Source organism: Citrobacter sp. Cpo037, assembly GCF_030332945.1.
In the GTDB taxonomy this organism is placed as follows: domain Bacteria; phylum Pseudomonadota; class Gammaproteobacteria; order Enterobacterales; family Enterobacteriaceae; genus Citrobacter; species Citrobacter portucalensis.
In genome coordinates, this window is the sequence record NZ_JAOWGW010000069.1 from 53,532 (window position 1) to 78,381 (window position 24,850).

A 24,850-nucleotide genomic window follows, 5' to 3' on the forward strand; every position below is an offset into this window, starting at 1 on the left:
ACTTGTAAAACGGGCACGCAAAGCGTGCCCAAAGAGAAATTAGAAACGGAAGGTTGCAGTCGCAACGACCTGACGTTCTGCGCCCCAGAAGCAGCCATAGGTATCGAAGCAGCTGGCAACATATTCACGGTCAAACAGGTTTGTAACGTTAACGGCAACACTAGAACCTGCCATACCCAGGCGCGCGAGATCGTATTTAACGACTGCATCCATCACGGTTGAGCTACCCACTTTGAAGGTGTTCTTCGGATCGCCATAGCTAGAGCCAACATAACGACCGCCTGTGCCCAACGTTAACCCTGACAGCGGGCCTTCGTAGAAGGTGTAATCCCCCCACAGAGAAGCCATGTTTTTTGGTACTTGCACAGGTGTTTTACCTTTAAGCGTCGTGTCTTCTGTATATTCCGCATCGGTATACGTATAAGACGCTGTCAGGTTAATGTTCGCATTCACTGCGGCTTTTGCTTCTAATTCAACGCCACGAGAACGAATTTCACCCGCCGGAACCTGCGCATACGGATTAAGCGGATCGGTAGTCAGGTTATTCGTTTTCGTCAGCTCATATACCGCGGCAGTAACAACAACGGGCAGATCTTTTGGAACATATTTTACGCCAGCTTCATATTGCTTACCTTTTGACGGTGCATAAGCAACGTTGTCGGCAGGTGTTGCTGCCCATGCTTTAGAAGGATTCGGCTCGAACGATTCGCTGTAGCTAAAGTATGGCGTAATACCATTGTCAAAGAGATAGTTTATCCCACCGCGCCAGGTGAACTGCTCATCGTTACGTTCAACTTTCTGATTACTGGAACGAATAGTTGTTGCCTGCTGAGACCAGTCATAGCGGCCTCCCAGCGTTGCAACCCATTTATTCCATTCCAGTTGGTCCTGTACATACACACCTGTTTGGTGCTGCGTGTTAAGCTGGAACGGTTTCGCGTCAGGGAAGTCAACATCGTCATACACCGGATTATTCATATCTAAAGGCGGTGCACTTCCGTAGGCGTTATCGATATCGTTTCGCAGACGCGAATAGTCGACACCGGTAAGCAGAGTATGTCCAACATCTCCCGTCGCGAACTTGCTTTCCAATTGAGTATCTACGCCAAAATCATTATAGCGTTCATCGGCGACGATAATCTGACGGGTCAATTGATTCCCCACTGCGCCGAAGCCGTACACACTCTGTTGAGATGTTTTGATTTGGCTATAACGCAAATTTTGACGCACAGTGAAGGTGTCATCAAAACTGTGTTCAAAGCTGTAACCAACCATTCGCTCATAACGCGAATAGGTATTGTTCGGCGCATAATCCGTAAAGCTCACAGGCAAACGGGAACCATCAGGTAACGGCTCAACCGTACCTTCTTTCGGCAGCCAGCCGTAATAACCTGTTGAAGGCTCATTCTGAATGTTTGCTCGCAGAGTCAGGTTGGTTCGGTCATCAGGCTTCCAGCTAAACACGGGAGCAATGGCATAACGCTTCTGCTTCGCAAAATCTTGTTGTTCGTCATTAGAACGTGCCAACCCTGTCAGGCGGTATGAGTACACGCCGTCGTCATCCAGGGAATCGCTGAAATCAAAACCGGTTTGGAACAGATTATCCGAACCCATTTTGAATTGAATTTCTTTTAACGGCTCTGATGTCGGGCTTTTGCTAACCATGGAGATCAAGCCACCCGGATTACTTTTCCCGTAAAGTACAGACGTTGGCCCGCGCATAAGCTCGACGCGTTCAAGCATGTAAGGATCAACAACGGCAGAGCTGTAGTAATCACCCTGTAACTTGACGCCATCAAGGTAATTGTTTGGTGTTGGGCCTGGCGTGTAGAAGCCACGAATAATAACGAAATCATAAGTGCTGGAAGCGCCACGCGTAGAAACGGCAGCACCAGGGGTATAGGCTAAAGCCTCTTTTACCGACCCAGGTTGATGCATATCCATCTCTTCACGCGTAACAACCGAAACAGACTGTGGGGTCTTTTCGATAGGCGTATCAGTCTTTGTGGCAGTGGCGGAACGTTTCGCGGCAATCGTCGGCGAAGGCCCCCATGCGCTTTCCTGCGGAGCAGGTGCAGCAGTTACGGTGATGGTTTCTTCTTTCGGGTCAACCGCCGCCTGTGCATAGACAGACATGCCGCTAACCGCTGTGGCTACCACTACTGCGATTTTACGCAGTGATGAACTTGGCTGAGCAGTTTTAAGACGCGCCATTGGTATTTCTCTGATGAAAGTGAATGATAACGTAAACGAGAATTATTATTATAACGGCAGCATAATATTCGAAACTCTGGCGAGATAGCAAGCAATACGCGTCCCTACTAAAACTGAGGGGTTAAGAAATAACCAGATGAAAAGAAAGGGTTAATAAATTAGGCTGGAATGTTAGGGCTCGGAAAGAGCCCTGTCGTACTGCTGCGTATATACGCCTGCAAATTAACGGTAATACACTTCAAAGGTGGCCACCGCATCGACCTGACCTCCCTTCACCGTTCCGGTTTTAGCGTATCGCGCTTTCAGGGGGATCTCCTCTGTTCCCCGCCCGGTTGCGCTTTCGATCCCCGTATATTCCTGATCAAAACTCAGCACATGATTGTCTTTGTCGAGGATCTGGATCCCCACACCGCTGGCAGCCCCTTCCCCACTGGCAATGTTCAGAATATTGCCGTCGGTAACACCGGTTGAACCGGCGCTGGTAAACTTATAATCAATGTGCGTTCCGGTAGTACAATCGGCGACTTCAATTTTAAAGCTGTCATCGGTGAGTACGGAAGAATATCCCTGAGATAAACTGCCTGAGGTTACCGAGTCCATCAGAACGGCAATATCTTTACTGACCAAATTACAAGTATTGGTTAGCACATCGACCACCGTTGGGCCAAAACGCAGTTTTGCCGCTATCAGGTTCCCCATTTGATAATCGGCATTAAATAAGCTGGTATCCAGCGTACCAGACTGAACGGTGTCAATAACGACCAACTCAACCCCCACATGATAGGTTGAGTCAAAAGAAGCCCAACTCCCTAATCTACCAATATAGTGCCGGGGAGTAATGAGATTATCGCCAGTGAATGTCGCTGTCTTATTCTCTGCGCGAGCAGCGCGAAAACCAATACCAGGTACTGTTGTTTTATAAACTCCCGGCAATACTCCTGAATAATCAGCATCAGTCAATACCAAATAGCCGTCATACACCCGCTCATTGCCGTCACAGCTTAAGCCGTGTGATTCTCCAACTGTTTCTCCGGAATAGACTACAGTTCCTACAGCTGCATCAGACTCAATCACAATCTGCGCGGGCATGGTAAACATAATCGTTGGATTCGCATCCGGATTGGTAAACGAGCATTCAGCCCTGGCCTGCTGAAAACAGACGCTAATTATAGCTAACATCAGCGTGATGAAGAGCCTGACAACAGGCTTTATTCCTTTTTGCATCTGGTCATTTCCCTGTTAGCTAAACAACAACATCCACCGTTGCCACTACCAGTGGTAGTACGGCAAACATAGCCATCGCATACCACTATCCAGCACCTGCTGCTTGTCCGCTTTTGCATATCTCCTCCATTTATCAACGGCAGTTGAGCGTTGCGGTGAAAATTCCCGGTTCAGGTTGTGCCGGAACCGTCACCTCCGCCGAGCAGCGCTGCTGCGCCGTATCACCCCATTGCGCGGTCACACGCTGCGTCCCTTTTAACCCAGTGATAAACACTTCACCGGCATCGCCCACGATAGAGGTTGCGCCGTCCATACTCAGCATCGCCCCAAAAGGCACCATACCCTGACCATATCGCAACGTCAGCAAGGCACGCTTACCCGCACGCGCGGTAAAGTCCGCCGCCACTACCGCCCCCTTGGTCGGATTCACGTCCAAAGACGCATCCTTAATATCTAAATCATCGCGCCCCATGGTATTCACGGTGATGGTATTACGCCGATAGTTGGTTAAGGTCGGCACAATGGCATTGCCCCAACGGTCGGTATACACCCCTTGTGAATTTTGGATTTTGACGTTATCGCCATCGACAATATGCACCACCGCAAAAGCATCCTGGATCGACTGTCCCAGAGTTATTCCTTGCGAGTGCGCGACAACGGAGCCCTGTGCACTATAGCCCCACTGCTTGCTGTCTTGCTGATAGCTGTAATTAGCGCTGAACTCCCCCACCGAAGCCCGATAGCGCGAGGAGAGATAAGCGCCGTAGCCCACGTTGTTATCGGTGTAGGTTTGCTGAAGGTTGTAATTTAAGTTGTTGTTTTCCAGCAACGAGCCGCTAACGCCCGCCTGGTGCGAGGTGTTACCTTTTTTCGAACTGGTCAGGTTATAGGTGCCCCAGGAGTTCGCCAGCCAGCGCGAGAGCGGAATGTTAATCGAAATCGAAACCTGCTGGTCGTTATCGGTCGATGGCGTTTTCGTCAGGCTATAGTTCAGCGACCAGTTAACGCCCTGCCAGCTGCTGCTGTAACCCAAGCTGACGCTGCGCTCATGGCCTTCCATTCCCCAGTAGTCCTGCTGATAGGCGTTGGCATATACCGACCCCCAGCTATGTAACGACTGTGAAAGGTTTAGCTGTAAGCGGCTCCGGCGGTTAAAAGCATTGCGATAGCTGTAAATGCTGTCGTCGTCATAGGCGTTATTGCGCTGATCGAGAGCCTCCTGAAAGGTATAAAATCCAGAGGTGGAATAACGATAGCTGGCCAGCGTGATCGTGGTATTGGTCAGCGGAAAATCTTTTGCGTACTGCGCGCGCCACGACTGGCCGTTCGCATCTGCGCGACCGTCGTCAAATGCGGTTCTGGCGGCCGTCAAATCCATCGACACTGAACCAAAATCGCGTAAATCGGCCCCGATGCCGACCAGCCCGGCATGATACATCGACGCGCCCTGCAGACCGCCGTAGGCGGTAATTCCGAAAGGTAAGCCGTAAATTGCCGTCGCCTGGCCAAATTCCGGTTCTTCGCCGTTATCCACATCGCGATATTTACCTGCCGCCAGGCTGTACTTCAGCGCGCCTTCGCGCTGCATAATCGGCACCGAGGAGCTGGCCTGAATAAAGCTGCGCTCCGTACCGTCGGCCTCCGTCACGGTGACTTCCAGATCCGCTCCTGCCGTGACCTGGGTTAAATCACGGATTTCAAACGGGCCGGGCGAGACGTTGGTCTGGTAGATGGTGTAACCGTTTTGTTTGATGGCCACTTTGGCATCGCTGTTGGCGATGCCGCGCACCACCGGGGCGAATCCCTGTAATCCGCTGGGCAGCATGCTGGTATCGGTCTCCAGCTTCACCCCGGTCATTTGTACGCTGTCAAACAGTTCGCCGTTGGTGTAGGTTTGCCCAAGCTGAAGCTGGCTGCGCAGGCGTTTGATATCACGCTCCAGCGTTGTGCTTATAGATTGCCAGCCGCTGTCATTCCCCCAGCTACTGGAATTGCGCACTCGCCATGGGCCAATGTTCATACCCGAATTGAGACTGGCCCAGTTAGAGGCATTGTTGTCCCTATTCGACTGCTGATGCGAGCCCGAAACATAGTAGCTGGTCCACAGAGCCGGAATGCCATCGTCCCAGGAAGCGGGATTGCTTTCGCCCGAAATTTGTTTGTCGCGGTAGATTTGCGGAATACGTAATTGCAATACCTGAGTTTCCGGGCTGAAGTCATAGCGCGCATCAGCAATATATTCACTAATATCGCCCAATGCGGCATTATCATTAATATTCTTTAACGCCGGGATGGAATCAACTTTGACGCCCAGTTCACGCAGTTCTGCTTTAGTAAACTGCGGAACCAGTTTGCTGTTATCTTTTGAAAGGACGTAATTTAAATTTCGTTTATCGATGCGATCCCGATCCCAGACAATGGACGTTAAATACCGCCCTGGCGATAGACCATTATTGCGTAAATAAGCTTCCAGCGCGCCGGTATTCTCCAGCGGCGTCCCCGTTTCCAGCGCACTGAGATTGAAATAATCGTCAGCGCAAACGGAACCACTCGCCGTTAATATCGCGAATGTCAGCGTATTGAGCGCAAAAAGCCGGACAGTACGATGAGAAGACATAAACGCCACCCGTAAGAAATCGATAGCTCATTTACAGCGGCTGTTTACGCTGTCCGGTTTCTGATCCGAAATCATTAATCGCGGTCCAGGCTACGTCGCCTTTTGCTCCGGAAGATAACGGGAAACGCTGCTCAGCAAACGGGGCGACCATCATGGTTAATGCCGAGGGTGAATGCTGATCCACTGCGGATTTAATAGCTTTTCCCGCAACCGTAAGCTGGCCGAAGGTGACATAAAATGGCGTGGGATTTTTCACTACCAGTTGATTTTGGCTGCGGCTAAACTGCAATGACTGCCAGGCCGTTTTCGCCTCACTTTCTTTCAGCGAAGCCGGGCGATAGAACAGCTTTAACTTGGTCTTAATTGCAAATTGTAGCGTGTTGTTATCACGTAACTCTTCCGGGATCGCAGAAACCGATTTAACATTCGCCATAAACAACGATTCGCGATCCTGCGGCAGGGCCGTTTTATTACCGGTATAAACTACGTGCAGCAGCGTCTGGCGATTTTCGTCCAACTTATAAATTGGCGGTGTAATAACAAATGGCGCTTTACTGTCATCAATATTACTCACCCAACTTTGCACCAGATAACGTTTATCATTATCTTTATTTTTTAGGGTTACCTGTACTTCAGACTGGCTGGCAGGATAAATAATTCGCGTTCCGCCAATCACCACCCCCGCATGAGCAATATTTATGCCGGTAGTGAGTACCAAAGCTAATATTGTAATAAGTCGTTTCATTTTCCATTCCATTGAAATACTGGCCCAGCCTGGGCCAGTGCGTACAACGATTAACGATAAATCAGGGTATAGGTTGCTTGCGCGGTATAATCACCGGTGGTCGGTACTGTACTGCCAACCTGAATAACTTCAGCTTTATAATTGAAAACCACGCTCTCGCCATTGGCCTTATTCAGCGAATCATCTGGCTCCGAGCCATCAAATTTTACGTAATCACTGCTGCCTTCTGGCAACATACGTACGCCGAGATTTGTCGCCGTCCCCGTCGGTTGCAGCACTTCCTCGCCATAACCGGCAACACGCGTGCCATCAAATTTGATATTGAGGTTGGCAATCGCGGCATCACATTCCGTCAGGATGATGGCAAAAGATTGCGAGTCACCTACTTTTTTATCAGCGCCAAACGCGGTTTGCGACAGATTATTAAAGGTCACTGTACCGTTTGTCGACGTACCGTTGACATCCACGGCACAGCTATCAGGAATAATCTTGCCGTTAAAGGTGACTGTTCCGGTATCAACGGCCAACGCAGGCATCGCGGCCCCCGCCAGCACGCTGCTTACAAACAATGAGGTGAGAATTTTTTTGCACATAACGTATTCCTTACATATGCTCACAAAAACCAACAGAGGAGAAGTCAATTTTAACGAAAGGAAATAGAGACTGGCTGGAGATACAGATGCAACAGCATCCCTGGATGATATAATATATCTTTATCAACTTGTTCAATCCCAAACATTCCTTTGCATGAGTTATTCTACGATTTACAATAAATAAACGCTAACCAACCCATTCACACCAGCAAGGTCAAAATAAAAACAACACACTGATTTTAATAAAAAAATAATTCATTAAAGATTTACTTAAAATTAAATTTAGTTAACTTTAAATTATCACATGGAATTATTAATTACTTTTTTTCATACTGTAAAAAAATAAAAAAGGTGGAAAATCAACAAAAAAATCCACAAAAAATTAGTCAAAACCAAATATATAAAAAAAATAATATGTTGCGTTTATGGTTAATCGGGAAATGTCCTGCGGAAATTGCCATTACAGATCATAGATGAGGAACATGCAACAAATATTAAAATGTGATCCACAACAAATTACAGCCTGACGTGAAGACCAGCAAAGACATCCAGTTCCCAGAGAGGAAATGAATAGAAAGGCGATAACAGCGCGAAGAAGAAGTCCCCCACACCGGCCTGTGCCGATGCGGGGGAAGAACAGTTAAAACCAAAATCAGTTACTGCCGAACATGTCCTTAATCCAGCCAGCGACACCGTCGCTATCTTTCTTCTCCTGCTGCGGCGGTTGTTGCTGTTGCTGCTGTTGTGGCTGCTGCGACGGCGTTGACTGATCGAACGGATTACCCGACTGCTGCAGCATTTCACCCTGCTGACACAGCGAATCCGGATCGGTGGTCCACACCGGGAGCGTACGCATCCCGCCGCTACATACGAAGTTACCGTCGTAGTCCACGCCCATATCTACCACATCTTCAGGCGGCGTCAGCACCAGCGGGGTCGGCGTCTGGTTCGCCAGATAACGCTGATAAATCGACATCGCGCCGCTGGCACCGTACAGCTTGGTTGGCTGGTTGTTATCACGGCCTACCCAGGTGATGGTCACCTGGCTGCCGTCGATCCCAGCAAACCAAGTATCCACGTTGTTGTTGGTGGTCCCGGTTTTCCCTGCCAGATGCAGACCCGGATACTTCGCGCCAAGCTGGCGACCTGTACCACGCTGAACCACCTGCTGCATAGTCCACAGCGTCATATACGCTGCTTGCGCCGGAACGGCACGCTCGGCCTGTGGGAAACTCTGGTACAGTACGGTTCCATCTTCGGCAATCACCGAACGCAGCGCCGACAGCGGCGCACGGTTCCCGCCGCTGGCGATAGTCTGGAACGCCTGTGCAACTTCGATTGGCGTCAGGTTCAACGCCCCCAGCAGCATGGCCGGAACCGGATTAAGCTGATCTTTCGGCGCGCCCAGTTTCAACCAGGTATCGGTTACCGCAGGCAGACCCAGCGCCATCCCCAGATTTACCGTTGGCACGTTCATTGAACGCGTTAACGCATCCACCAGCATCACTTTCCCGCTTTCGCTATAGCGACGGTCATCGTTCTGCGGCGACCACACCTGGCCGTTCGGCTGACGCAACGCAATCGGGGCGTCGGCAATCCAGGTATTCAGGCGGTACAGCTTCGGCTGGCTGAGCGCGGTCAGATAGGTCGCAGGCTTGGCCAGAGAACCAATCGAACGACGCGCCTGCATCGCACGGTTATAGCCCGCAAACTGCGGTTCGGCTCCACCGACCATAGCGCGGACTTCACCGCTAAAGCGGTCAACCACCACAATCGCCGTTTCCAGATCGCTCAGCTTACGCTGTTTCTTCAGCACCGGTATGCCTTCCACCGCCGCTTTTTCTGCAGCGTCCTGCGCCACGGAATCAAAGGTGGTGAAAATCTTCACGCCGGAGAGATCTTTAACTTTATCGCCCAGCTTCGCCTGAAGCTCCTGACGCACCATCTGCATAAAGGCTGGCTGCGGGGAGATCACCCCACCACGCGGCTGTACGCCTAACGGACGCGCGCTCAGCATGTCATACAGATCCTGGTCGATAATCTGCTGCTGTTGCAGCAAACGCAGAACCAGGTTACGACGCTCGAGCGCCAGTTTCGGGTTACGCCACGGGTTGTAGATCGACGCCCCTTTAACCATCCCCACCAGCAGCGCCTGCTGGTCGAGGCTCAGCTCTTCTACCGGACGGCCGAAATAATAGAGGCTTGCCAGCGGGAAGCCGCGAATCTCGTTATCACCGCTTTGACCGAGATAGACTTCGTTCATGTACAGCTCAAGAATGCGGTCTTTGCTGTAACGCGCATCCATGATTAGCGCCATATAGGCTTCGTTAGCTTTACGCCAGTAAGAGCGTTCGCTGGAGAGGAACAGGTTTTTCACCAGCTGCTGAGTCAGCGTACTGGCACCCTGTACCGTACGACCCGCCGTCAGGTTCGCCAGCACCGCACGACCAATGGAATAGAGGCTGATACCGTCATGTTCATAGAAGTGACGGTCTTCGGTCGCCAGCAGCGTATCCACCAGCAGATCCGGGAAGCCGCTACGCGGGACAAACAGGCGCTGCTCGCCGTTAGGTGAAGAGAGCATGGTGATCAAACGCGGATCGAGACGGAAGAAACCGAACTGGCGGTTGTTATCCATATTCTCGATGGTCTCCAGATGATCGCCGTCAAAGGTCAGACGCGCGCGCACCTGCCCTTCCTTACTGTCCGGGAAATCAAACGGACGACGAATCATCTCGATGCTCTTCGCCTGTACGGTAAATTCGCCCGGACGCGTCATCTTCGTCACCTGACGGTACTGCGTGGCCTCCAGCAGCTTCACCATCTCGTTCTTGCCGATAGGCATTTCTGGCTCAAGGTTAACCATACGGCCATATACTGCCGCAGGAAGCTGCCAGACTTTGCCATCAATACGGCTACGAATTTTTTGATCCAGATAAACGCCATAAATGGCGATCAGCACCAAAAAGACAATCGACAGTTTTACCAGCAGCCAGAACCAGCCGCGCTTACCACGAGGCTTACGCCCTTTGCCTTTACCCTTACGCGGCATCGGTTCTTCATCCTCATAGTCATCATCATCATAATCGTCGTCATACTCTTCATCTCTGAGTTGACGACGGCTCACCTTTTGTTTCACCGGACGCGAGGGTTTCCCTTTACGTCCAATTGGCTCGCGGTCATTCCCCGCCATGCTTTTTCTCCGCAACATTCAGGCGCAAGGGCCCGATTCTCTGTTCTTCCGTCCTGCGACAGAAGAAGAAATCTCTCAATTATTACCGCTCTTTCGCCGGATGCGGCATAACGCCTTATCCAGCCTACCGTTTCATTACGAATACTTTTTGGTGCGCCGCGTTGGCGCGGTATTCGCCGGATCGTCCGGCCAGACATGTTTGGGATAACGCCCTTTCATCTCTTTTTGCACCTCACGGTACGATCCCTGCCAGAACGCGCTCAGATCGCTCGTCACCTGTAACGGTCTTTGGGCCGGCGACAGCAGCTCCAGCACCAGCGGCACGCGCCCCTGGGCAATGGTTGGGGTCTTTGCTTCACCAAACATTTCCTGCATCCGAACTGCCAATACCGGAGGATTATCCTCATGATAGCGAATGGCAATCCGGCTTCCCGTCGGCACAGTGTAATGCGCTGGCAGTTCACTATCCAGACGTTGCAGCATTGACCAATCCAGCAAACCGCGCAACGCCAGCCCCATATTGAGTGCTTTTAATGCACGTAACGAGTGTACACCGCTCATGTGCGGCAGCAGCCAGCTCTCCAGCGTCGCCAGCAGAGACTCCTCATCTACCGCGGGCCAGTCGTATTCTGGCAACCAGTTTGCCGCACATTGCAGACGCAGGCGAAACTGCTCAGCTTCCGGCGTCCAGTTGAGCACACTTAGCCCTTTATCGCGAATGCCGTTCAACATCGCCTGGTGCAACTCCTCTTCCGAAGGTTTGGCCAATGGCTGTACTTTTACCGTGAGCTGACCAATGCGCGACCGACGCAATGCCTTTAACGTTCCCTGGGTTTCATCCCATTCGATGGTGTCGGACTGTTGTAGCAGCTCAGGACATGCCTGCATCAGCGACTCGATATCCAGCGGCAGAGCCAGCAAGATACGCGCGTCTGGCGAAGCGCTGCCCTGCAACAAAAGTGGCGCTATCAACCATTCATGGCGTCCTGAGGCATCATCGGCATCCAGCATTGCGCCCATGCCATTCGCCAGTTGATAGCGTCCTTCCTGCCCACGTCGACGCGCGATCCGATCGGCAAACGCCCGCGCCAGCAACGGGGAGAGCAGCGTGCTGTCCGGCTGTCCGCTGCTAACATTAAGCCGTTTCAGCAACTGTTGACTGCGCTGCTGCCAGGCAGGCTGGTTTCGCGAAAATGCCACGGTTAGATCGGTACTGCCACCGCGCGGCGGCTCTTCCAGAATCGCAGCCAGTTTTGCCGCCGTAGCCGCTTCGGTATTATTTTTGGCACCGACCAGCATCGCCGCTAAACGAGGATCGTTACCCAACGCCGCCATTTTCTGCCCCGTGGCGCTAAGCCTGTCGCCCTCAAGCGCGCCCAGCATCTGCAACAGCCGTTTTGCCGCCTGCAGGTTGATGGCGGGCGGCGTATCCAGCCAGTTCAGTTGCTCAGGGTCGGTACATCCCCATTGCAGCAACTCCATCAGTAGCCCGGACAGATCGCTCTGCAATATTTCCGCTTCACCCTGCGCTGCCGCTCTTTCTGCCTGCTCTTTGGCAAGCAGATGCAGGCAAATACCGGGCTCCAGACGACCTGCACGTCCCGCGCGCTGAGTCATCGAAGCCTGGCTGATGCGCTGGGTAATCAGTCGCGTCAGACCGGTACGCACGTCATAGCGCGTCACGCGTTCCTGAGCGCAGTCCACCACCAGTCGGATGCCTTCGATCGTCAAGCTGGTTTCAGCAATATTGGTGGCCAGCACCACTTTGCGTTTGCCTTGTGGCGCCGGCACAATCGCCTGACGCTGCTCGGAAAGCGTTAACGCGCCATACAGTGGACACAGCACAACATCGCTGCCCACACGCGTAGCCAATTGTTCCTGTACGCGCAGGATTTCGCCCACACCCGGTAAAAACAGCAGCAGTGACCCGCTTTCATGGCGCAATAGCTCCGCCGTCGCTATCGCCACCGCTTCATCAAAACGCAAATGCGCCGCCAACGGCTGATACCGCCGCTCAACGGGAAATGCGCGACCTTCAGAAACGATCGTCGGCGCATCGGGCAACATCTGCTGCAAACGCCCGTTATCCAGAGTGGCGGACATGATCAACAGTTTCAGATCGTCCCGCAGCCCTTGCTGCACATCCAGCAATAGCGCCAGCGCCAGATCAGCCTGTAAACTCCGTTCGTGAAATTCGTCGAGGATCACCAGCCCGACGCCCGTCAGCTCGGGATCGCGTTGGATCATCCGCGTCAGGACGCCCTCTGTTACCACCTCCAGCCGGGTCTGCGGCCCTACGCAGCTTTGCGCGCGCATGCGATAACCCACGGTCTCGCCAGGCTTTTCATTCAGCAATTCCGCTAACCGCTGCGCTACGTTACGCGCTGCCAGGCGCCGCGGCTCCAGCAAAATAATCCGTCCCTTGATACTGCGATGCTCAAGAAGTCGTAACGGCAGCCAGGTCGATTTCCCGGCACCGGTCGGCGCCGTCAGCAAAACCTGCGACGAGGTATCAAGAGCGGTAAGCAGTTCAGGCACTACGGCGGCAACGGGCAACGACGTCACAAATGACTCCAGAGGGTTAACATTCTTCGCGCTGCATTGTAGCATCGCGTTAATTCATAACCGAGTATCCATCATGTCTGAGCCAAAAAGGCTGTTCTTTGCGATTGAATTGCCAGGCGAGGTTCGGGAGCAGCTAATCCACTGGCGAGCCGCACAGTTCCCCCCGGAAGCGGGTCGTCCCGTCGCGTCTGATAATTTGCATCTGACACTGGCCTTTCTAGGCGACGTCAGCGACGAGAAGCAGCAGGCGCTGTCGCAACTCGCGGGACGTATTCGCCAGCCGGGTTTTACGCTCAAATTCGATGATGCCGGGCAATGGTTGCGATCCCGGGTTGTGTGGCTGGGAATGCGTCAGCCGCCGCGCGGACTGCTGCAACTGGCGAATATGCTGCGGGCACAGGCCGCACGCAGCGGTTGCTACCAGAGCCCGCAGCCGTTTCATCCACATATCACGCTGCTGCGCGATGCCGGCCACGCGGTGCCAATCCCGCCTCCGGGCTTTGGCTGGTCGTTTCCAGTCACGGAATTTGCGCTTTATTCCTCCTCATTTGCACGAGGACGCACGCGTTACACGCAGTTGCAACGCTGGACGCTGACTGAATAATCAAAGGACTGTTTATGCAATTTTCTCCACCTTTACAACCTGCAACGCTCATTCAGCGCTATAAGCGCTTTTTAGCGGATGTGATCACACCAGCTGGCACAGAGTTAACGCTACACTGCCCAAATACCGGTGCGATGACCGGATGCGCAATGCCAGGTGACACCGTTTGGTATTCGACATCAGAAAATACTAAACGCAAATATCCACATACCTGGGAATTAACGCAAACTCAATCCGGTGAATTTATTTGTGTTAACACGCTGTGGGCCAACAGATTAACGAAAGAGGCGATTCAGCAGGCGTTAATTTCGGAAGTTTCAGGCTACAGCACTTTGAAAAGTGAAGTAAAATACGGTGCCGAAGGGAGCCGCATCGACTTTTTGTTACAGGCAGATTCCCGACCTGACTGCTATATTGAAGTGAAATCAGTCACGTTGGCGGAAAAAGAACAGGGTTATTTTCCCGATGCCATCACTGAACGAGGTCAGAAGCATCTTCGGGAATTGATGAGCGTAGCGGCTGAAGGCAAGCGGGCAGTGATATTTTTCGCCGTGCTACATTCAGCCATTACACGGTTTTCACCCGCGCGCCATATCGATGCGAAATATGCGCAATTATTAGTTGAAGCACAGCTTAAGGGGGTAGAAATTCTGGTTTATAAAGCGGAACTTTCTGCCCACGGTATGACTCTTAAAGAGCCGTTGCCCATTACCTTGTAATGGTGTAAATATCTGGTCAATTAGTATTCCGGGCGCGTGGGCAAATACGCTTTTCCTCACAGGGTTGTCAAGTGTTACGTTTAGATAATTGCTATCCGGAAAAGCATCTGCTATTTATAGCGACCTGATTTTTCCCCCGAACATGGGGATCGATAGTGCGTGTTAAGGAGAAGCAACATGCAAGAAGGGCAAAACCGTAAAACATCGTCCCTGAGTATTCTCGCCATCGCTGGGGTGGAGCCGTACCAGGAGAAACCGGGCGAAGAGTATATGAACGAAGCCCAGCTGTCGCACTTCAGGCGTATTCTTGAGGCATGGCGCAATCAACTTAGGGATGAAGTCGATCGCACCGTAACTCATATGCAAGACGAAGCGGCTAACTTCCCTGATCCGGTGGACCGCGCCGCACAGGAAGAAGAATTCAGCCTTGAGCTGCGTAACCGTGACCGTGAGCGCAAACTGATCAAAAAGATCGAGAAGACGCTGAAGAAAGTAGAAGACGAAGATTTCGGCTACTGCGAATCATGCGGCGTAGAAATTGGTATTCGCCGTCTGGAAGCGCGTCCGACAGCCGATCTGTGCATCGACTGTAAAACGCTGGCAGAAATCCGCGAAAAACAAATGGCAGGTTAATTCCGGTCATTTTTACCACGTTTACTACAGGCGGGAGCATCTCCCGCCTTATTATTTGTTAGTCCGCAAAATGAGCGATTCACATTATATTGGCCGCTTCGCCCCTTCCCCCTCCGGCGAACTGCATTTCGGTTCACTGATTGCCGCCCTCGGCAGTTACCTGCAGGCTCGTGCCCGGCGCGGAATCTGGCGAGTACGCATTGAAGATATTGACCCCCCTCGTGAAGTTCCCGGTGCTGCAAATACGATTCTGCGTCAGCTGGAACATTACGGACTGCACTGGGATGGCGATATTTTATGGCAATCTCAGCGTCATGACGCCTACCGCGAGGCGCTTGCCTGGCTACACCATCAGGATCTGAGCTATTACTGCACCTGTACGCGGGCGCGTATTCAAAGCGTCGGCGGTATTTACGATGGTCACTGCCGTGAGCTGCGCTGCGGACCTGAACAGGCCGCAGTTCGCATTAAGCAACGCCATCCGGTAATGCAGTTTACGGACCAGTTGCGCGGGGTGATTCAGGCTGACCCTCAGCTTGCAGGCGAAGATTTTATTATCCACCGACGCGACGGGCTGTTTGCCTATAACCTCGCCGTGGTGGTTGATGACCACTTTCAGGGCGTAACGGAGATTGTACGCGGCGCCGATCTTATCGAACCCACGGTGCGGCAAATCTCTTTGTATCAGCAGTTTGGCTGGCAAGCGCCTGACTATATTCATCTTCCGCTGGCGCTCAACGAACAAGGCGCTAAACTTTCAAAACAAAATCATGCACCTGCGCTGCCGCAAGGCGATCCGCGTCCGGTGATTATTGCCGCGCTACGCTTTCTCGGCCAACGTGCCGATATCCCGTGGCAGGAGATGCGTGTCGACCAGATCCTGGCGTTTGCCGTTGAGAACTGGCGTCTGACAGCAGTGCCTGAATCGGCGATCTTAAATCCGGCATTCTCAAATGCATCATGCTGAGCTATGATTAGCCGCTATTTTTACACAGCAACACTTGTTCTGATTGAAGTTTGACACTACCGAGGTGCACTATTTTTACCCGAGTCGCTAATTTTTGCCGCAAGGTGCTAAGCCGCGAGGAGCGCGAGGCTGAGCTCGCCGTCGCCCGTCCACATATGACGGTAATTCCGCGTGAGCAGCACTCTATCTCCCGCAAAGATATCAGTGAAAATGCCCTGAAGGTAATGTACAGGCTCAATAAGGCCGGATACGAGGCATGGCTGGTTGGCGGTGGTGTACGCGATCTTTTGCTGGGCAAAAAGCCGAAAGATTTTGATGTCACCACTAACGCAACGCCGGATCAGGTGCGCAAACTGTTTCGTAACTGTCGCCTGGTCGGTCGCCGTTTCCGTCTGGCCCATGTCATGTTCGGCCCTGAAATTATCGAAGTGGCGACGTTCCGCGGTCATCATGAAGGCAGCGAGTCCGATCGCACAACATCCCAGCGCGGACAAAACGGAATGCTGCTGCGCGACAACATCTTCGGCTCCATTGAAGAAGATGCCCAGCGTCGCGACTTCACGATTAACAGCCTGTATTACAGCGTGGCCGATTTCACCGTACGTGATTACGTCGGGGGAATGCAGGATCTCGAAGAGGGTATCATTCGCCTGATCGGTAATCCGGAAACACGCTATCGCGAAGATCCTGTGCGCATGCTGCGCGCCGTACGCTTTGCCGCCAAGCTCGACATGCGTATCAGCCCGGAAACCGCAGAGCCGATCCCGCGTCTGGCAACGCTGCTTAACGATATTCCTCCCGCACGCCTGTTTGAAGAAGCACTCAAACTATTACAGGCGGGCTATGGATACGAAACCTATAAAAAGCTGCGTGAGTACAGCCTGTTCCAGCCGCTGTTCCCCACCATTACGCGCTACTTCACCGAAGACGGTGACAGCCCAATGGAACGCATCATTGCCCAGGTATTGAAGAATACCGACAACCGCATTCACAATGATATGCGCGTTAACCCGGCCTTCTTGTTCGCGGCAATGTTCTGGTATCCGCTACTGGAAGCCGCACAGAAAATTGCGCAAGAAAGCGGTCTGGCCTACTACGACGCTTTCGCGCTGGCAATGAACGACGTGCTGGACGAAGCCTGCCGCTCGCTGGCGATCCCGAAACGTCTGACCTCGCTGACCCGCGATATCTGGCAGTTGCAGCTACGGATGTCCCGTCGCCAGGGTAAACGCGCCTGGAAGCTGATGGAACATCCAAAGTTCCGCGCAGCTTACGACCTGTTAGCGCTGCGTGCCGAAGTCGAACACAATGCGGAATTGCAGCGACTGGCGAAATGGTGGGGTGAATTCCAGGTTTCTGCGCCGCCGGAACAAAAAGGTATGCTGAACGAGCTGGATGAAGAGCCAGACGCACGTCGGCGCCATCGTCGCCCGCGTAAACGCGCGCCACGCCGTGAAGGTTCCGCATGACCCATCACGTATACCCAACAAATTTCGAGTCGCATCAAGGTGGTGACACAGATGCAGCTTGAAAAACGACGGGTATATATCGCCCTCGGCAGTAATTTAGCCTCCCCTCTGGAGCAGGTTAATGCTGCCGTTAAAGCGATCGGTGAAATCCCTGACAGCCGAATCGTGGCTGTCTCCTCGTTCTACCGTACACCGCCATTAGGCCCACAGGATCAACCCGATTACCTGAACGCCGCCGTCGCGCTGGAAACCACCCTCGCGCCGGAAGAATTGCTCAATCATACCCAACGTATTGAGTTACAGCAGGGCCGGGTGCGCAAAGCCGAACGCTGGGGGCCACGAACGCTGGACCTCGACATTATGCTGTTTGGCGATGAAGTGATTAACACCGAACGTCTGACGGTACCGCACTACGACATGAAAAACCGTGGTTTTATGCTGTGGCCGTTATTCGAAATTGCCCCTGAGCTTATCTTTCCGGATGGTATCAGCCTGCATCAGCACCTCACCCATCTTGGTGCTGCAAAACCTGCACACTGGTAAAGTATCTTCTCCCCTTTAGCGTTTACTGCTTTAGCGCCAAACGATTGCTTAAAACAATTGCCCCCCTGAATGTGACTGTTAGAATGCCGATAAATATGACTTTCATCATCAGGAAATGTTATGAAACCCACCACCATTTCACTGCTGCAGAAATGCAAGCAAGAGAAAAAACGCTTCGCGACAATTACCGCCTACGACTACAGCTTCGCTAAGTTATTTGCCGACGAAGGTATCAATGTGATGCTGGTTGGCGACTCGCTGGGCATGACGATTCAGGGGCATGACTCCACTCTGCCCGTGACCGTTGAAGATATCGCTTACCACACTCGTGCCGTGCGTCGTGGCGCGCCTAACTGTCTACTGCTCTCCGACCTGCCGTTTATGGCTTATGCCACTCCGGAGCAGGCGTTTGAAAACGCTGCGGTGGTTATGCGCGCGGGCGCTAATATGGTCAAAATCGAAGGCGGCGCCTGGCTGGTAGATACGGTGAAAATGCTCACCGAACGCGCGGTGCCGGTTTGCGGCCATCTGGGATTAACGCCCCAGTCGGTGAATATCTTCGGCGGTTATAAAATTCAGGGCCGCGGCGACGCCGGGCAGGTACTGCTGGATGATGCGCTGGCCTTAGAAGCCGCTGGCGCTCAGCTGCTGGTGCTGGAGTGCGTGCCGGTTGAGCTGGCGAAGCGCGTCACGGAAGCGCTGTCGATTCCGGTGATTGGTATTGGCGCCGGTAACGTCACCGACGGACAAATTCTCGTTATGCATGATGCGTTTGGCATTACCGGCGGCCACATCCCGAAATTTGCGAAGAATTTCCTCAATGAAGCAGGCGACATGCGCGCCGCAGTGCGGCAGTATATGGCTGAAGTGGAGTCCGGCGTTTATCCGGGCGAAGAGCACAGTTTCCATTAAGGAGTCTTGTTGTGTTAATCATTGAAACCCTGCCGCTGCTGCGCCAGCATATTCGTCGTCTGCGTCAGGAAGGTAAACGCGTCGCTCTGGTTCCCACCATGGGCAACCTGCACGACGGCCATATGAAACTGGTCGATGAAGCAAAAGCGCGGGCTGATGTGGTGTTCGTCAGCATTTTCGTTAACCCGATGCAGTTTGACCGACCGGACGATCTGGTGCGCTATCCGCGTACCCTGCAGGAAGATTGCGAAAAGCTGAACAAGCGTAAAGTCGATTATGTCTTTGCTCCGGCCGTTGAAGAGATCTACCCGCATGGTCTGGAAGGCCAGACTTTCGTTGATGTTCCCGGTCTCTCTACCATGCTGGAAGGTGCCAGCCGTCCAGGCCACTTCCGTGGTGTTTCCACTATCGTCAGCAAGTTGTTTAACCTGATCCAACCCGATATCGCCTGCTTTGGTGAAAAAGATTTCCAACAGCTGGCGCTGATCCGCAAAATGGTAGCGGACATGGGTTATGACATTGAGATCGTTGGCGTACCGATTATTCGCGCCAAAGACGGTCTGGCCCTCAGCTCACGTAACGGTTATCTGACGGCAGAACAGCGTAAAATTGCGCCAAGCCTGCACAACGTGATGAACGGTATCGCTGAAAAGCTGATTGCGGGTAATCGTGAGCTGCAAGAAATTATTACCATTGCCGAACAAGAACTGAATGAAAAAGGCTTCCGCGCCGACGATATTCAGATTCGTGATGCCGACACGCTGCTGGAGTTGACTGAAACCAGTAAACGCGCGGTGATTCTGGCCGCTGCATGGCTGGGTCAGGCACGTCTGATCGATAATCAAAGCGTTACATTAGCCCAGTAGACAGGGGTTAAAAATCGGGCAATACTGCCTGAAGATTTCTCAAAGCAGGCCAGTCGCGCCTGCTTAGCCAAGGTAAACGACAGGGTATAGAAGTTATGATTCGCACCATGCTGCAAGGCAAGCTCCACCGCGTAAAAGTCACGCAGGCGGACCTGCATTACGAAGGCTCCTGCGCCATCGACCAGGATTTCCTTGATGCCTCAGGTATTCTGGAAAACGAAGCTATTGATATCTGGAACGTGACCAATGGTAAACGTTTCTCAACCTATGCCATTGCGGCTGAACGCGGCTCCAGAATCATCTCGGTGAACGGTGCAGCGGCACACTGCGCTGAAGTTGGCGACATTGTGATTATCGCAAGCTTCGTCACCATGTCTGACGAAGAAGCCCGTACATGGCGTCCGAAAGTGGCTTACTTCGAAGGTGACAACGAAATGAAGCGCACAGCAAAAGCGATTCCGGTACAGGTTGCCTAAAACAGGTATTCAAAATTTATATACAAGGAGTCAATTAATCATGACTCCTTTTAAGTCTCTCCCCCAAAAAATCAACATAACAACAGACGTTAATCATCATAAATAATGCTCAAATAAATAATATTCAAATAAAAAATATCAAATACACTTGAGAGAAATAAATTATATGATATAAAAACATCACCCCTCCCCTTATTATCCAAAAAACAAATAAAATAAAACACAAATATACATTGAATTTATTTTAGAAAAATTTAAAAATCATTACACATAAACTAATTTGATGCTGACAACCCACATCTAATACACTCCTCGAAAATTAATATATAACTCAATTAGATGTTATATTTAACGGCAAGAAGCTAAAGATATAAATTATATCTTTAGTCCCTATCAATCAATATGGATATTTATTATCATGGCATTTAAAAAATACACACTGGCTGTAGCAGTAATGGCTATCATGTCTGGTTCTGCAATGGCAGAGAATCTCAACGCTGGTCACATCCAGTTTAACGGTCTGGTAAACCCGAATACCTGTACTGTTAAAATGCTGGCCGATTCAGTGACTCAGAATCAAGAAGATTTCAAAGTTGCATTGAAAACTGTAGACATTACTGACTTCACTGGTGCTTCTAATAACGACGTAGCCAGTGTTCTCGGTGAAACTAACTTCACTATGGATGTAACTTGCCCAGGTACAGTCACTCCAGACGAAAACAAAAATATCAGCGTACAGTTCAATACGTTTAACGGCACAACTACCGACTCTAGCGGCCTGTTGTTCCCGCAAGAAAATATTGAAGGCGCAGCCGATAACGTTGCACTGGTGCTGAAAAACGCTGACAACAGCCAGGTCAAAATGGGTCAGGCAAACAATGACCAGAAACAACCGTTAGATGCAAACGGTCATGCTTCACTGACTTATAAAGTTGCCTACACCAAGACAGATACTGCTGTGACTGATGGTACCGTTACCGCTTATACCACTTACACCATTAGCTATGAATAAGTAATAAGGCCGTTGCCTTTCTACATCCCTTGGCGACTCCAGGGGATGTTTCTTTCTAATCCAAAAGGAAGTGGATCCCATGATGTTCAGCTCACACACGAAAACAGGGTTAAAAACGCTTATAGCCGCAGTTATTGGTTTCGCCTCTTTTCAGAGTAGCGCCGATGTTGTGATCTCCGGCACGCGAATTGTTTACCAACAATCCATGAAAGATGTGATTGTGAATATGACCAACCGGGGTCAAAATCCACTGCTGTTGCAAATCTGGATAGACGACGGACGCGCAAATGTCAGCCCACAAGAATTAAAATTGCCGTTTGTCATAACACCGCCGATTACGCGAATGGATCCTGGCAAAGGCCAGTCTGTCCGTGTGACCTATCTGAATCAACCGTTAGCACAGGATCGGGAGTCGTTATTCTGGTTTAACGTTCTGGAAATCCCCAAAAAATCGGCCCAAAAAGACGGTGAAAGCCAGAACCAATTGCAGCTCGCTTTTCGCACCCGTATTAAGATGTTTTTCCGTCCTGATGGGCTGAAAGGCACCGCCAAAGAAGCGATGAAACAAGTGAAATGGTCACAAACGCTGCAAGGTGGCAAGCTGTCTGTTGTTGGCCGCAATGACTCCCCGTACAACGTTTCCATCTCTGGTGCAGTATTTAAAATTGGCGACAAAAAATATGAAATTAATACACAGTCAATTAAACCCTTCTCTAGTGAAACGATGCCAGTAAAAGGTCTTAGCAGTACGACCAGTGGTGAAGTGGAATATATCGCCATTAATGATTATGGCGGCACCGAGAAAATAGTATCTAAAGTAACAAAATAAACGAGTTAATACACAACATCATATATAAGAACCATCTTCATTTATTTTCTGGGGTTGCTATGTTTTTTCGACGCTCTTTATTATGCCTCGCTATCAGCGCGACATTCCCGCTTTCGACTCAGGCAGCTGAAAATACATCTACGCAATCAACTAAGCCTGAAACTGAAGAACAGGTAGAATTTAACGAGCAATTTTTATTGAATATGGGCAGCACTGTTGATGTTAACAGATATGCTCAGGGCAACCCTGTTCCGCCGGGTATTTATCGGGTCAAAATCAGCCTAAACGGAATAAATACCGTTACGCAAGAGGTGGAGTTTAAAGACAACGGCACATCCCGCGCCACGCCTTGTATTACGGCTCAACTGCTTAAACAAGCCGGTATTGATATCAAAGCCGTGCCAGATGATAGCATGGGCGAGTCGACCTGCGTCGATGTTAAAACAATCTATCCCAGTTCATCGGTGAATTTCGACAGTTCAAAACTGGTTCTGGAATTGACCGTGCCACAACTTTACGTGTTAAAGCGTCCACCGGGTTATGTCGATCCGTCTTTATGGGATGCGGGTATTCCCGCAGCGTTATTATCATACAATATTAACAGCTGGCACCGGGAAACCGATGGTTATACAACGGATACCGCCTATGCGGGCCTGCAATATGGCCTCAATTTGGGGGCATGGCATCTGCGTTCTCGCGGCACTCTGGACTGGGATAGCGACAATGGCACATCGTACACCAGCCAGGATATTTATCTCCAACGCGATATTCCCGTGCTATCCGCTCAACTTGTGGCGGGTGAAACCTACACCGATGGAGATACCTTTGATTCCGTCAGTATTCGCGGGATGCGTTTGTACAGCGATGACCGCATGCGCCCGGAAGGGACTACCTCCTATTCGCCGGTGATCCGTGGCGTCGCCAACAGCAACGCCAAAGTCAGCGTCGAGCAAAGCGGCCGAAAAATATATGAAACGACCGTCCCGCCAGGGCCATTCGAATTAAATGATTTGAGTACCACCGGTTTTGGTAACGATCTCGAAGTGACCGTTGAAGAGTCTGACGGCAGCAAGCATACCTTTGTGGTGCCTTACTCTTCTGTGACGCAAATGGTGCGTCCTGGAGCTACACGCTGGGAGTTTGGCGCGGGTGAGCTGAACAATGACTCACTGTATGATGCCCCCCAGGTCGGCTATGCCACCGGTTATTACGGCATCAATAACACCTTTACCGGTTATGCTGGTGTGCAGTTTACCGATATGGATTTTTACGCCGGATTGTTGGGTGTCGCGATGAATACGCGTATCGGTGCTTTTGCATTGGACGTCACGCACTCACAGGCGGATATTGAGAATCTGGGCTCGCTCTCAGGTCAGAGCTACCGTTTGACCTACAGTAAAATGATCGAAGCGACCGACACGTCATTCAACATCGCGGCATATCGCTTCTCAACGAAAGATTATCTCAGCCTGAGCGATGCGGCGCAGCTTAACGACGACATTAAACATGGTCGCGACGATCGCAGCATCTACGACTCTAGCGAAGCGCTCTACAGCAACTATCAGCGTACAAAAAACCAGTATCAGGTAAGCATTAGCCAACCGCTGGACTTTTACGGGGAAAATTACGGCTCTTTCTATGCCTCTGGTTCCTGGGAAGATTACTGGAACAACAGTGGTAACACCTCCAGCTATAACATCGGCTACAGCAACAGCTTCCGCTACGGCAGTTATAGCCTCTCCGTGCAACGCTCCTACGACGAAGAAGGGGAGCGCGACGATAGTATCTACTTTAGCATCAGCGTCCCATTGGATGTGTTCTCCAGCGATGGTAAAGGTGTTGCCGGTTTCAACACGCTGAATATGAGCGTAAATAGCGATACAAAAGGCAGCGCCAATATCAATAACTCCGCGAGCGGCAGCGCCCGGAACGGGTTGTTTAACTACTCCATCAGCACGGCCAACAATATCAACAATGATGATAGTAACCTGAATCAGGTGAGTGGCTATGGTTCATGGCGAAGCCCATACGGGCCGCTCTCTGTTTCGTCCTCGTTCTCTGACGATGGCAGCAGGCAGTATTCCGCGAGCTATAACGGCGGGATGGTGCTGCACTCAGGCGGCGTAACTCTGTCACCCGGTTCATTAGACAACAACTCCCCCATTATTCTCGTTCACGCCAGCGGTGCCGAAGGCGCAAAACTGGGCTACGGACAGGGTGAGTTGAATAGCTCCGGTTACGCGCTTATGCCTTACGCCTCCGCCTACCGTGAAAACCGCGTGGGATTAAATATCAGCACGCTGGAGCGTGATGTGGAAGTGAAAAATACCAGTGAAAACGTCGTACCGCGCGATGGCGCAGTGGTAAAAGTCGAGTTTGCCACTGACGAAGGCCGTTCGGTCATCCTTGAATTATTGCGCGATGATAAGGGCTTTATCCCGCTGGGTGCCGATGTTCTGAGCGAGAAAGGCGAACGGGTTGGCGTTGTGGGTCAGGCGGGACAAGCCTATGTGCGCGGCGTGGAAGAAGAAGGCAATCTGCGGGTGGTCTGGGGTAACGAAGCAGATAGCGACTGTACCGTCCATTATAAAATTACGGATAGCGCACTCAAGGCGGGTTTAACCACCGTCCTGAATGGTCAGCGCTGCCATATGCAATAAGTCATTATT

Annotated in this window: 19 protein-coding genes; 12 read left to right on the top strand and 7 right to left on the bottom strand. The window is 51.5% G+C overall.

Going from position 1 to position 24,850, the window contains the following annotated elements; genetic code table 11:
* Window positions 1–39 precede the first annotated feature (39 nt).
* From fhuA to hrpB, 7 genes are all read right to left on the bottom strand, one after another.
* Entirely contained in the window at window positions 40–2,214 is a 2,175-nt protein-coding gene (gene fhuA / locus OGX94_RS16015) for a ferrichrome porin FhuA (RefSeq protein WP_126956860.1), read from the bottom strand.
* Between the two features lie 222 nt (window positions 2,215–2,436).
* Window positions 2,437–3,393, bottom strand: coding sequence for a fimbrial protein (locus OGX94_RS16020; protein ID WP_063941147.1), 957 nt, complete (start codon window positions 3,391–3,393; stop codon window positions 2,437–2,439).
* A 178-nt stretch (window positions 3,394–3,571) separates the two neighbouring features.
* Entirely contained in the window at window positions 3,572–6,055 is a 2,484-nt protein-coding gene (locus OGX94_RS16025) for a fimbria/pilus outer membrane usher protein (RefSeq protein WP_003829209.1), read from the bottom strand.
* 31 nt (window positions 6,056–6,086) lie between these two features.
* Entirely contained in the window at window positions 6,087–6,800 is a 714-nt protein-coding gene (locus OGX94_RS16030; protein ID WP_003829210.1) for a fimbrial biogenesis chaperone, read from the bottom strand.
* Window positions 6,801–6,850: 50 nt separating this feature from the next.
* On the bottom strand, window positions 6,851–7,393 hold the full coding sequence (locus OGX94_RS16035) for a fimbrial protein (RefSeq protein ID WP_003829212.1): 543 nt from the start codon (window positions 7,391–7,393) through the stop codon (window positions 6,851–6,853).
* Window positions 7,394–8,045: 652 nt separating this feature from the next.
* On the bottom strand, window positions 8,046–10,586 hold the full coding sequence (gene mrcB, locus OGX94_RS16040; RefSeq protein WP_063941129.1) for a bifunctional glycosyl transferase/transpeptidase: 2,541 nt from the start codon (window positions 10,584–10,586) through the stop codon (window positions 8,046–8,048).
* A gap of 135 nt (window positions 10,587–10,721) precedes the next feature.
* Window positions 10,722–13,151: an ATP-dependent helicase HrpB gene (gene hrpB / locus OGX94_RS16045; RefSeq protein ID WP_063941128.1), complete on the bottom strand. Its 2,430-nt coding sequence runs from the start codon at window positions 13,149–13,151 to the stop codon at window positions 10,722–10,724.
* Between the two features lie 73 nt (window positions 13,152–13,224).
* Between hrpB and thpR the strand changes: the two genes are divergently transcribed.
* The 12 genes from thpR to OGX94_RS16105 all read left to right on the top strand — a co-directional run bounded on the left by thpR (window position 13,225) and on the right by OGX94_RS16105 (window position 24,841).
* The gene (gene thpR, locus OGX94_RS16050) at window positions 13,225–13,755 is read left to right on the top strand and encodes an RNA 2',3'-cyclic phosphodiesterase (RefSeq protein WP_003829217.1); all 531 of its coding nucleotides are present in this window, start codon (window positions 13,225–13,227) and stop codon (window positions 13,753–13,755) included.
* Window positions 13,756–13,769: 14 nt separating this feature from the next.
* Complete coding sequence (sfsA, locus tag OGX94_RS16055) at window positions 13,770–14,474, top strand: DNA/RNA nuclease SfsA (protein WP_003829219.1); 705 nt, start codon at window positions 13,770–13,772, stop codon at window positions 14,472–14,474.
* Window positions 14,475–14,651: 177 nt separating this feature from the next.
* Window positions 14,652–15,107, top strand: a complete 456-nt coding sequence (gene dksA / locus OGX94_RS16060; RefSeq protein ID WP_003829221.1) for an RNA polymerase-binding protein DksA — start codon at window positions 14,652–14,654, stop codon at window positions 15,105–15,107.
* Window positions 15,108–15,177: 70 nt separating this feature from the next.
* Window positions 15,178–16,074: a tRNA glutamyl-Q(34) synthetase GluQRS gene (gene gluQRS / locus OGX94_RS16065; RefSeq protein WP_257662306.1), complete on the top strand. Its 897-nt coding sequence runs from the start codon at window positions 15,178–15,180 to the stop codon at window positions 16,072–16,074.
* 71 nt (window positions 16,075–16,145) lie between these two features.
* Complete coding sequence (pcnB, locus tag OGX94_RS16070; RefSeq protein ID WP_204192014.1) at window positions 16,146–17,543, top strand: polynucleotide adenylyltransferase PcnB; 1,398 nt, start codon at window positions 16,146–16,148, stop codon at window positions 17,541–17,543.
* 51 nt (window positions 17,544–17,594) lie between these two features.
* Window positions 17,595–18,086 (top strand): 2-amino-4-hydroxy-6-hydroxymethyldihydropteridine diphosphokinase, encoded by a 492-nt coding sequence (folK, locus tag OGX94_RS16075; protein ID WP_003829228.1) that lies wholly within the window; start codon window positions 17,595–17,597, stop codon window positions 18,084–18,086.
* Between the two features lie 120 nt (window positions 18,087–18,206).
* Entirely contained in the window at window positions 18,207–18,998 is a 792-nt protein-coding gene (gene panB, locus OGX94_RS16080; RefSeq protein WP_003829230.1) for a 3-methyl-2-oxobutanoate hydroxymethyltransferase, read from the top strand.
* An 11-nt stretch (window positions 18,999–19,009) separates the two neighbouring features.
* Window positions 19,010–19,864, top strand: a complete 855-nt coding sequence (gene panC / locus OGX94_RS16085) for a pantoate--beta-alanine ligase (RefSeq protein WP_257662305.1) — start codon at window positions 19,010–19,012, stop codon at window positions 19,862–19,864.
* A gap of 95 nt (window positions 19,865–19,959) precedes the next feature.
* Window positions 19,960–20,340 carry an aspartate 1-decarboxylase gene (gene panD, locus OGX94_RS16090; RefSeq protein ID WP_000621526.1) on the top strand — a complete coding sequence of 127 codons (381 nt, stop codon included), beginning with the start codon at window positions 19,960–19,962 and terminating at the stop codon, window positions 20,338–20,340.
* A 418-nt stretch (window positions 20,341–20,758) separates the two neighbouring features.
* The gene (locus OGX94_RS16095; RefSeq protein WP_003829452.1) at window positions 20,759–21,352 is read left to right on the top strand and encodes a fimbrial protein; all 594 of its coding nucleotides are present in this window, start codon (window positions 20,759–20,761) and stop codon (window positions 21,350–21,352) included.
* A gap of 82 nt (window positions 21,353–21,434) precedes the next feature.
* A complete protein-coding gene (locus tag OGX94_RS16100; protein WP_032934256.1) occupies window positions 21,435–22,181 on the top strand; it encodes a fimbrial chaperone in 747 nt (248 codons plus the stop codon).
* Between the two features lie 59 nt (window positions 22,182–22,240).
* Window positions 22,241–24,841, top strand: coding sequence for an outer membrane usher protein (locus OGX94_RS16105; protein WP_257662304.1), 2,601 nt, complete (start codon window positions 22,241–22,243; stop codon window positions 24,839–24,841).
* The last annotated feature ends 9 nt before the right edge of the window (window positions 24,842–24,850 follow it).

Bases quoted from the DNA above. Each gene is read 5' to 3' on its own strand.
- fhuA (WP_126956860.1), bottom strand. From the start codon at position 2,214: ATGGCGCGTCTTAAAACTGCTCAGCCAAGTTCATCACTGCGTAAAATC.
- OGX94_RS16020 (WP_063941147.1), bottom strand. From the start codon at position 3,393: ATGTTAGCTATAATTAGCGTCTGTTTTCAGCAGGCCAGGGCTGAATGC.
- OGX94_RS16025 (WP_003829209.1), bottom strand. From the start codon at position 6,055: ATGTCTTCTCATCGTACTGTCCGGCTTTTTGCGCTCAATACGCTGACA.
- OGX94_RS16030 (WP_003829210.1), bottom strand. From the start codon at position 6,800: ATGAAACGACTTATTACAATATTAGCTTTGGTACTCACTACCGGCATA.
- OGX94_RS16035 (WP_003829212.1), bottom strand. From the start codon at position 7,393: ATGTGCAAAAAAATTCTCACCTCATTGTTTGTAAGCAGCGTGCTGGCG.
- mrcB (WP_063941129.1), bottom strand. From the start codon at position 10,586: ATGGCGGGGAATGACCGCGAGCCAATTGGACGTAAAGGGAAACCCTCG.
- thpR (WP_003829217.1), top strand. From the start codon at position 13,225: ATGTCTGAGCCAAAAAGGCTGTTCTTTGCGATTGAATTGCCAGGCGAG.
- sfsA (WP_003829219.1), top strand. From the start codon at position 13,770: ATGCAATTTTCTCCACCTTTACAACCTGCAACGCTCATTCAGCGCTAT.
- dksA (WP_003829221.1), top strand. From the start codon at position 14,652: ATGCAAGAAGGGCAAAACCGTAAAACATCGTCCCTGAGTATTCTCGCC.
- gluQRS (WP_257662306.1), top strand. From the start codon at position 15,178: ATGAGCGATTCACATTATATTGGCCGCTTCGCCCCTTCCCCCTCCGGC.
- folK (WP_003829228.1), top strand. From the start codon at position 17,595: ATGCAGCTTGAAAAACGACGGGTATATATCGCCCTCGGCAGTAATTTA.
- panB (WP_003829230.1), top strand. From the start codon at position 18,207: ATGAAACCCACCACCATTTCACTGCTGCAGAAATGCAAGCAAGAGAAA.
- panD (WP_000621526.1), top strand. From the start codon at position 19,960: ATGATTCGCACCATGCTGCAAGGCAAGCTCCACCGCGTAAAAGTCACG.
- OGX94_RS16095 (WP_003829452.1), top strand. From the start codon at position 20,759: ATGGCATTTAAAAAATACACACTGGCTGTAGCAGTAATGGCTATCATG.
- OGX94_RS16100 (WP_032934256.1), top strand. From the start codon at position 21,435: ATGTTCAGCTCACACACGAAAACAGGGTTAAAAACGCTTATAGCCGCA.
- OGX94_RS16105 (WP_257662304.1), top strand. From the start codon at position 22,241: ATGTTTTTTCGACGCTCTTTATTATGCCTCGCTATCAGCGCGACATTC.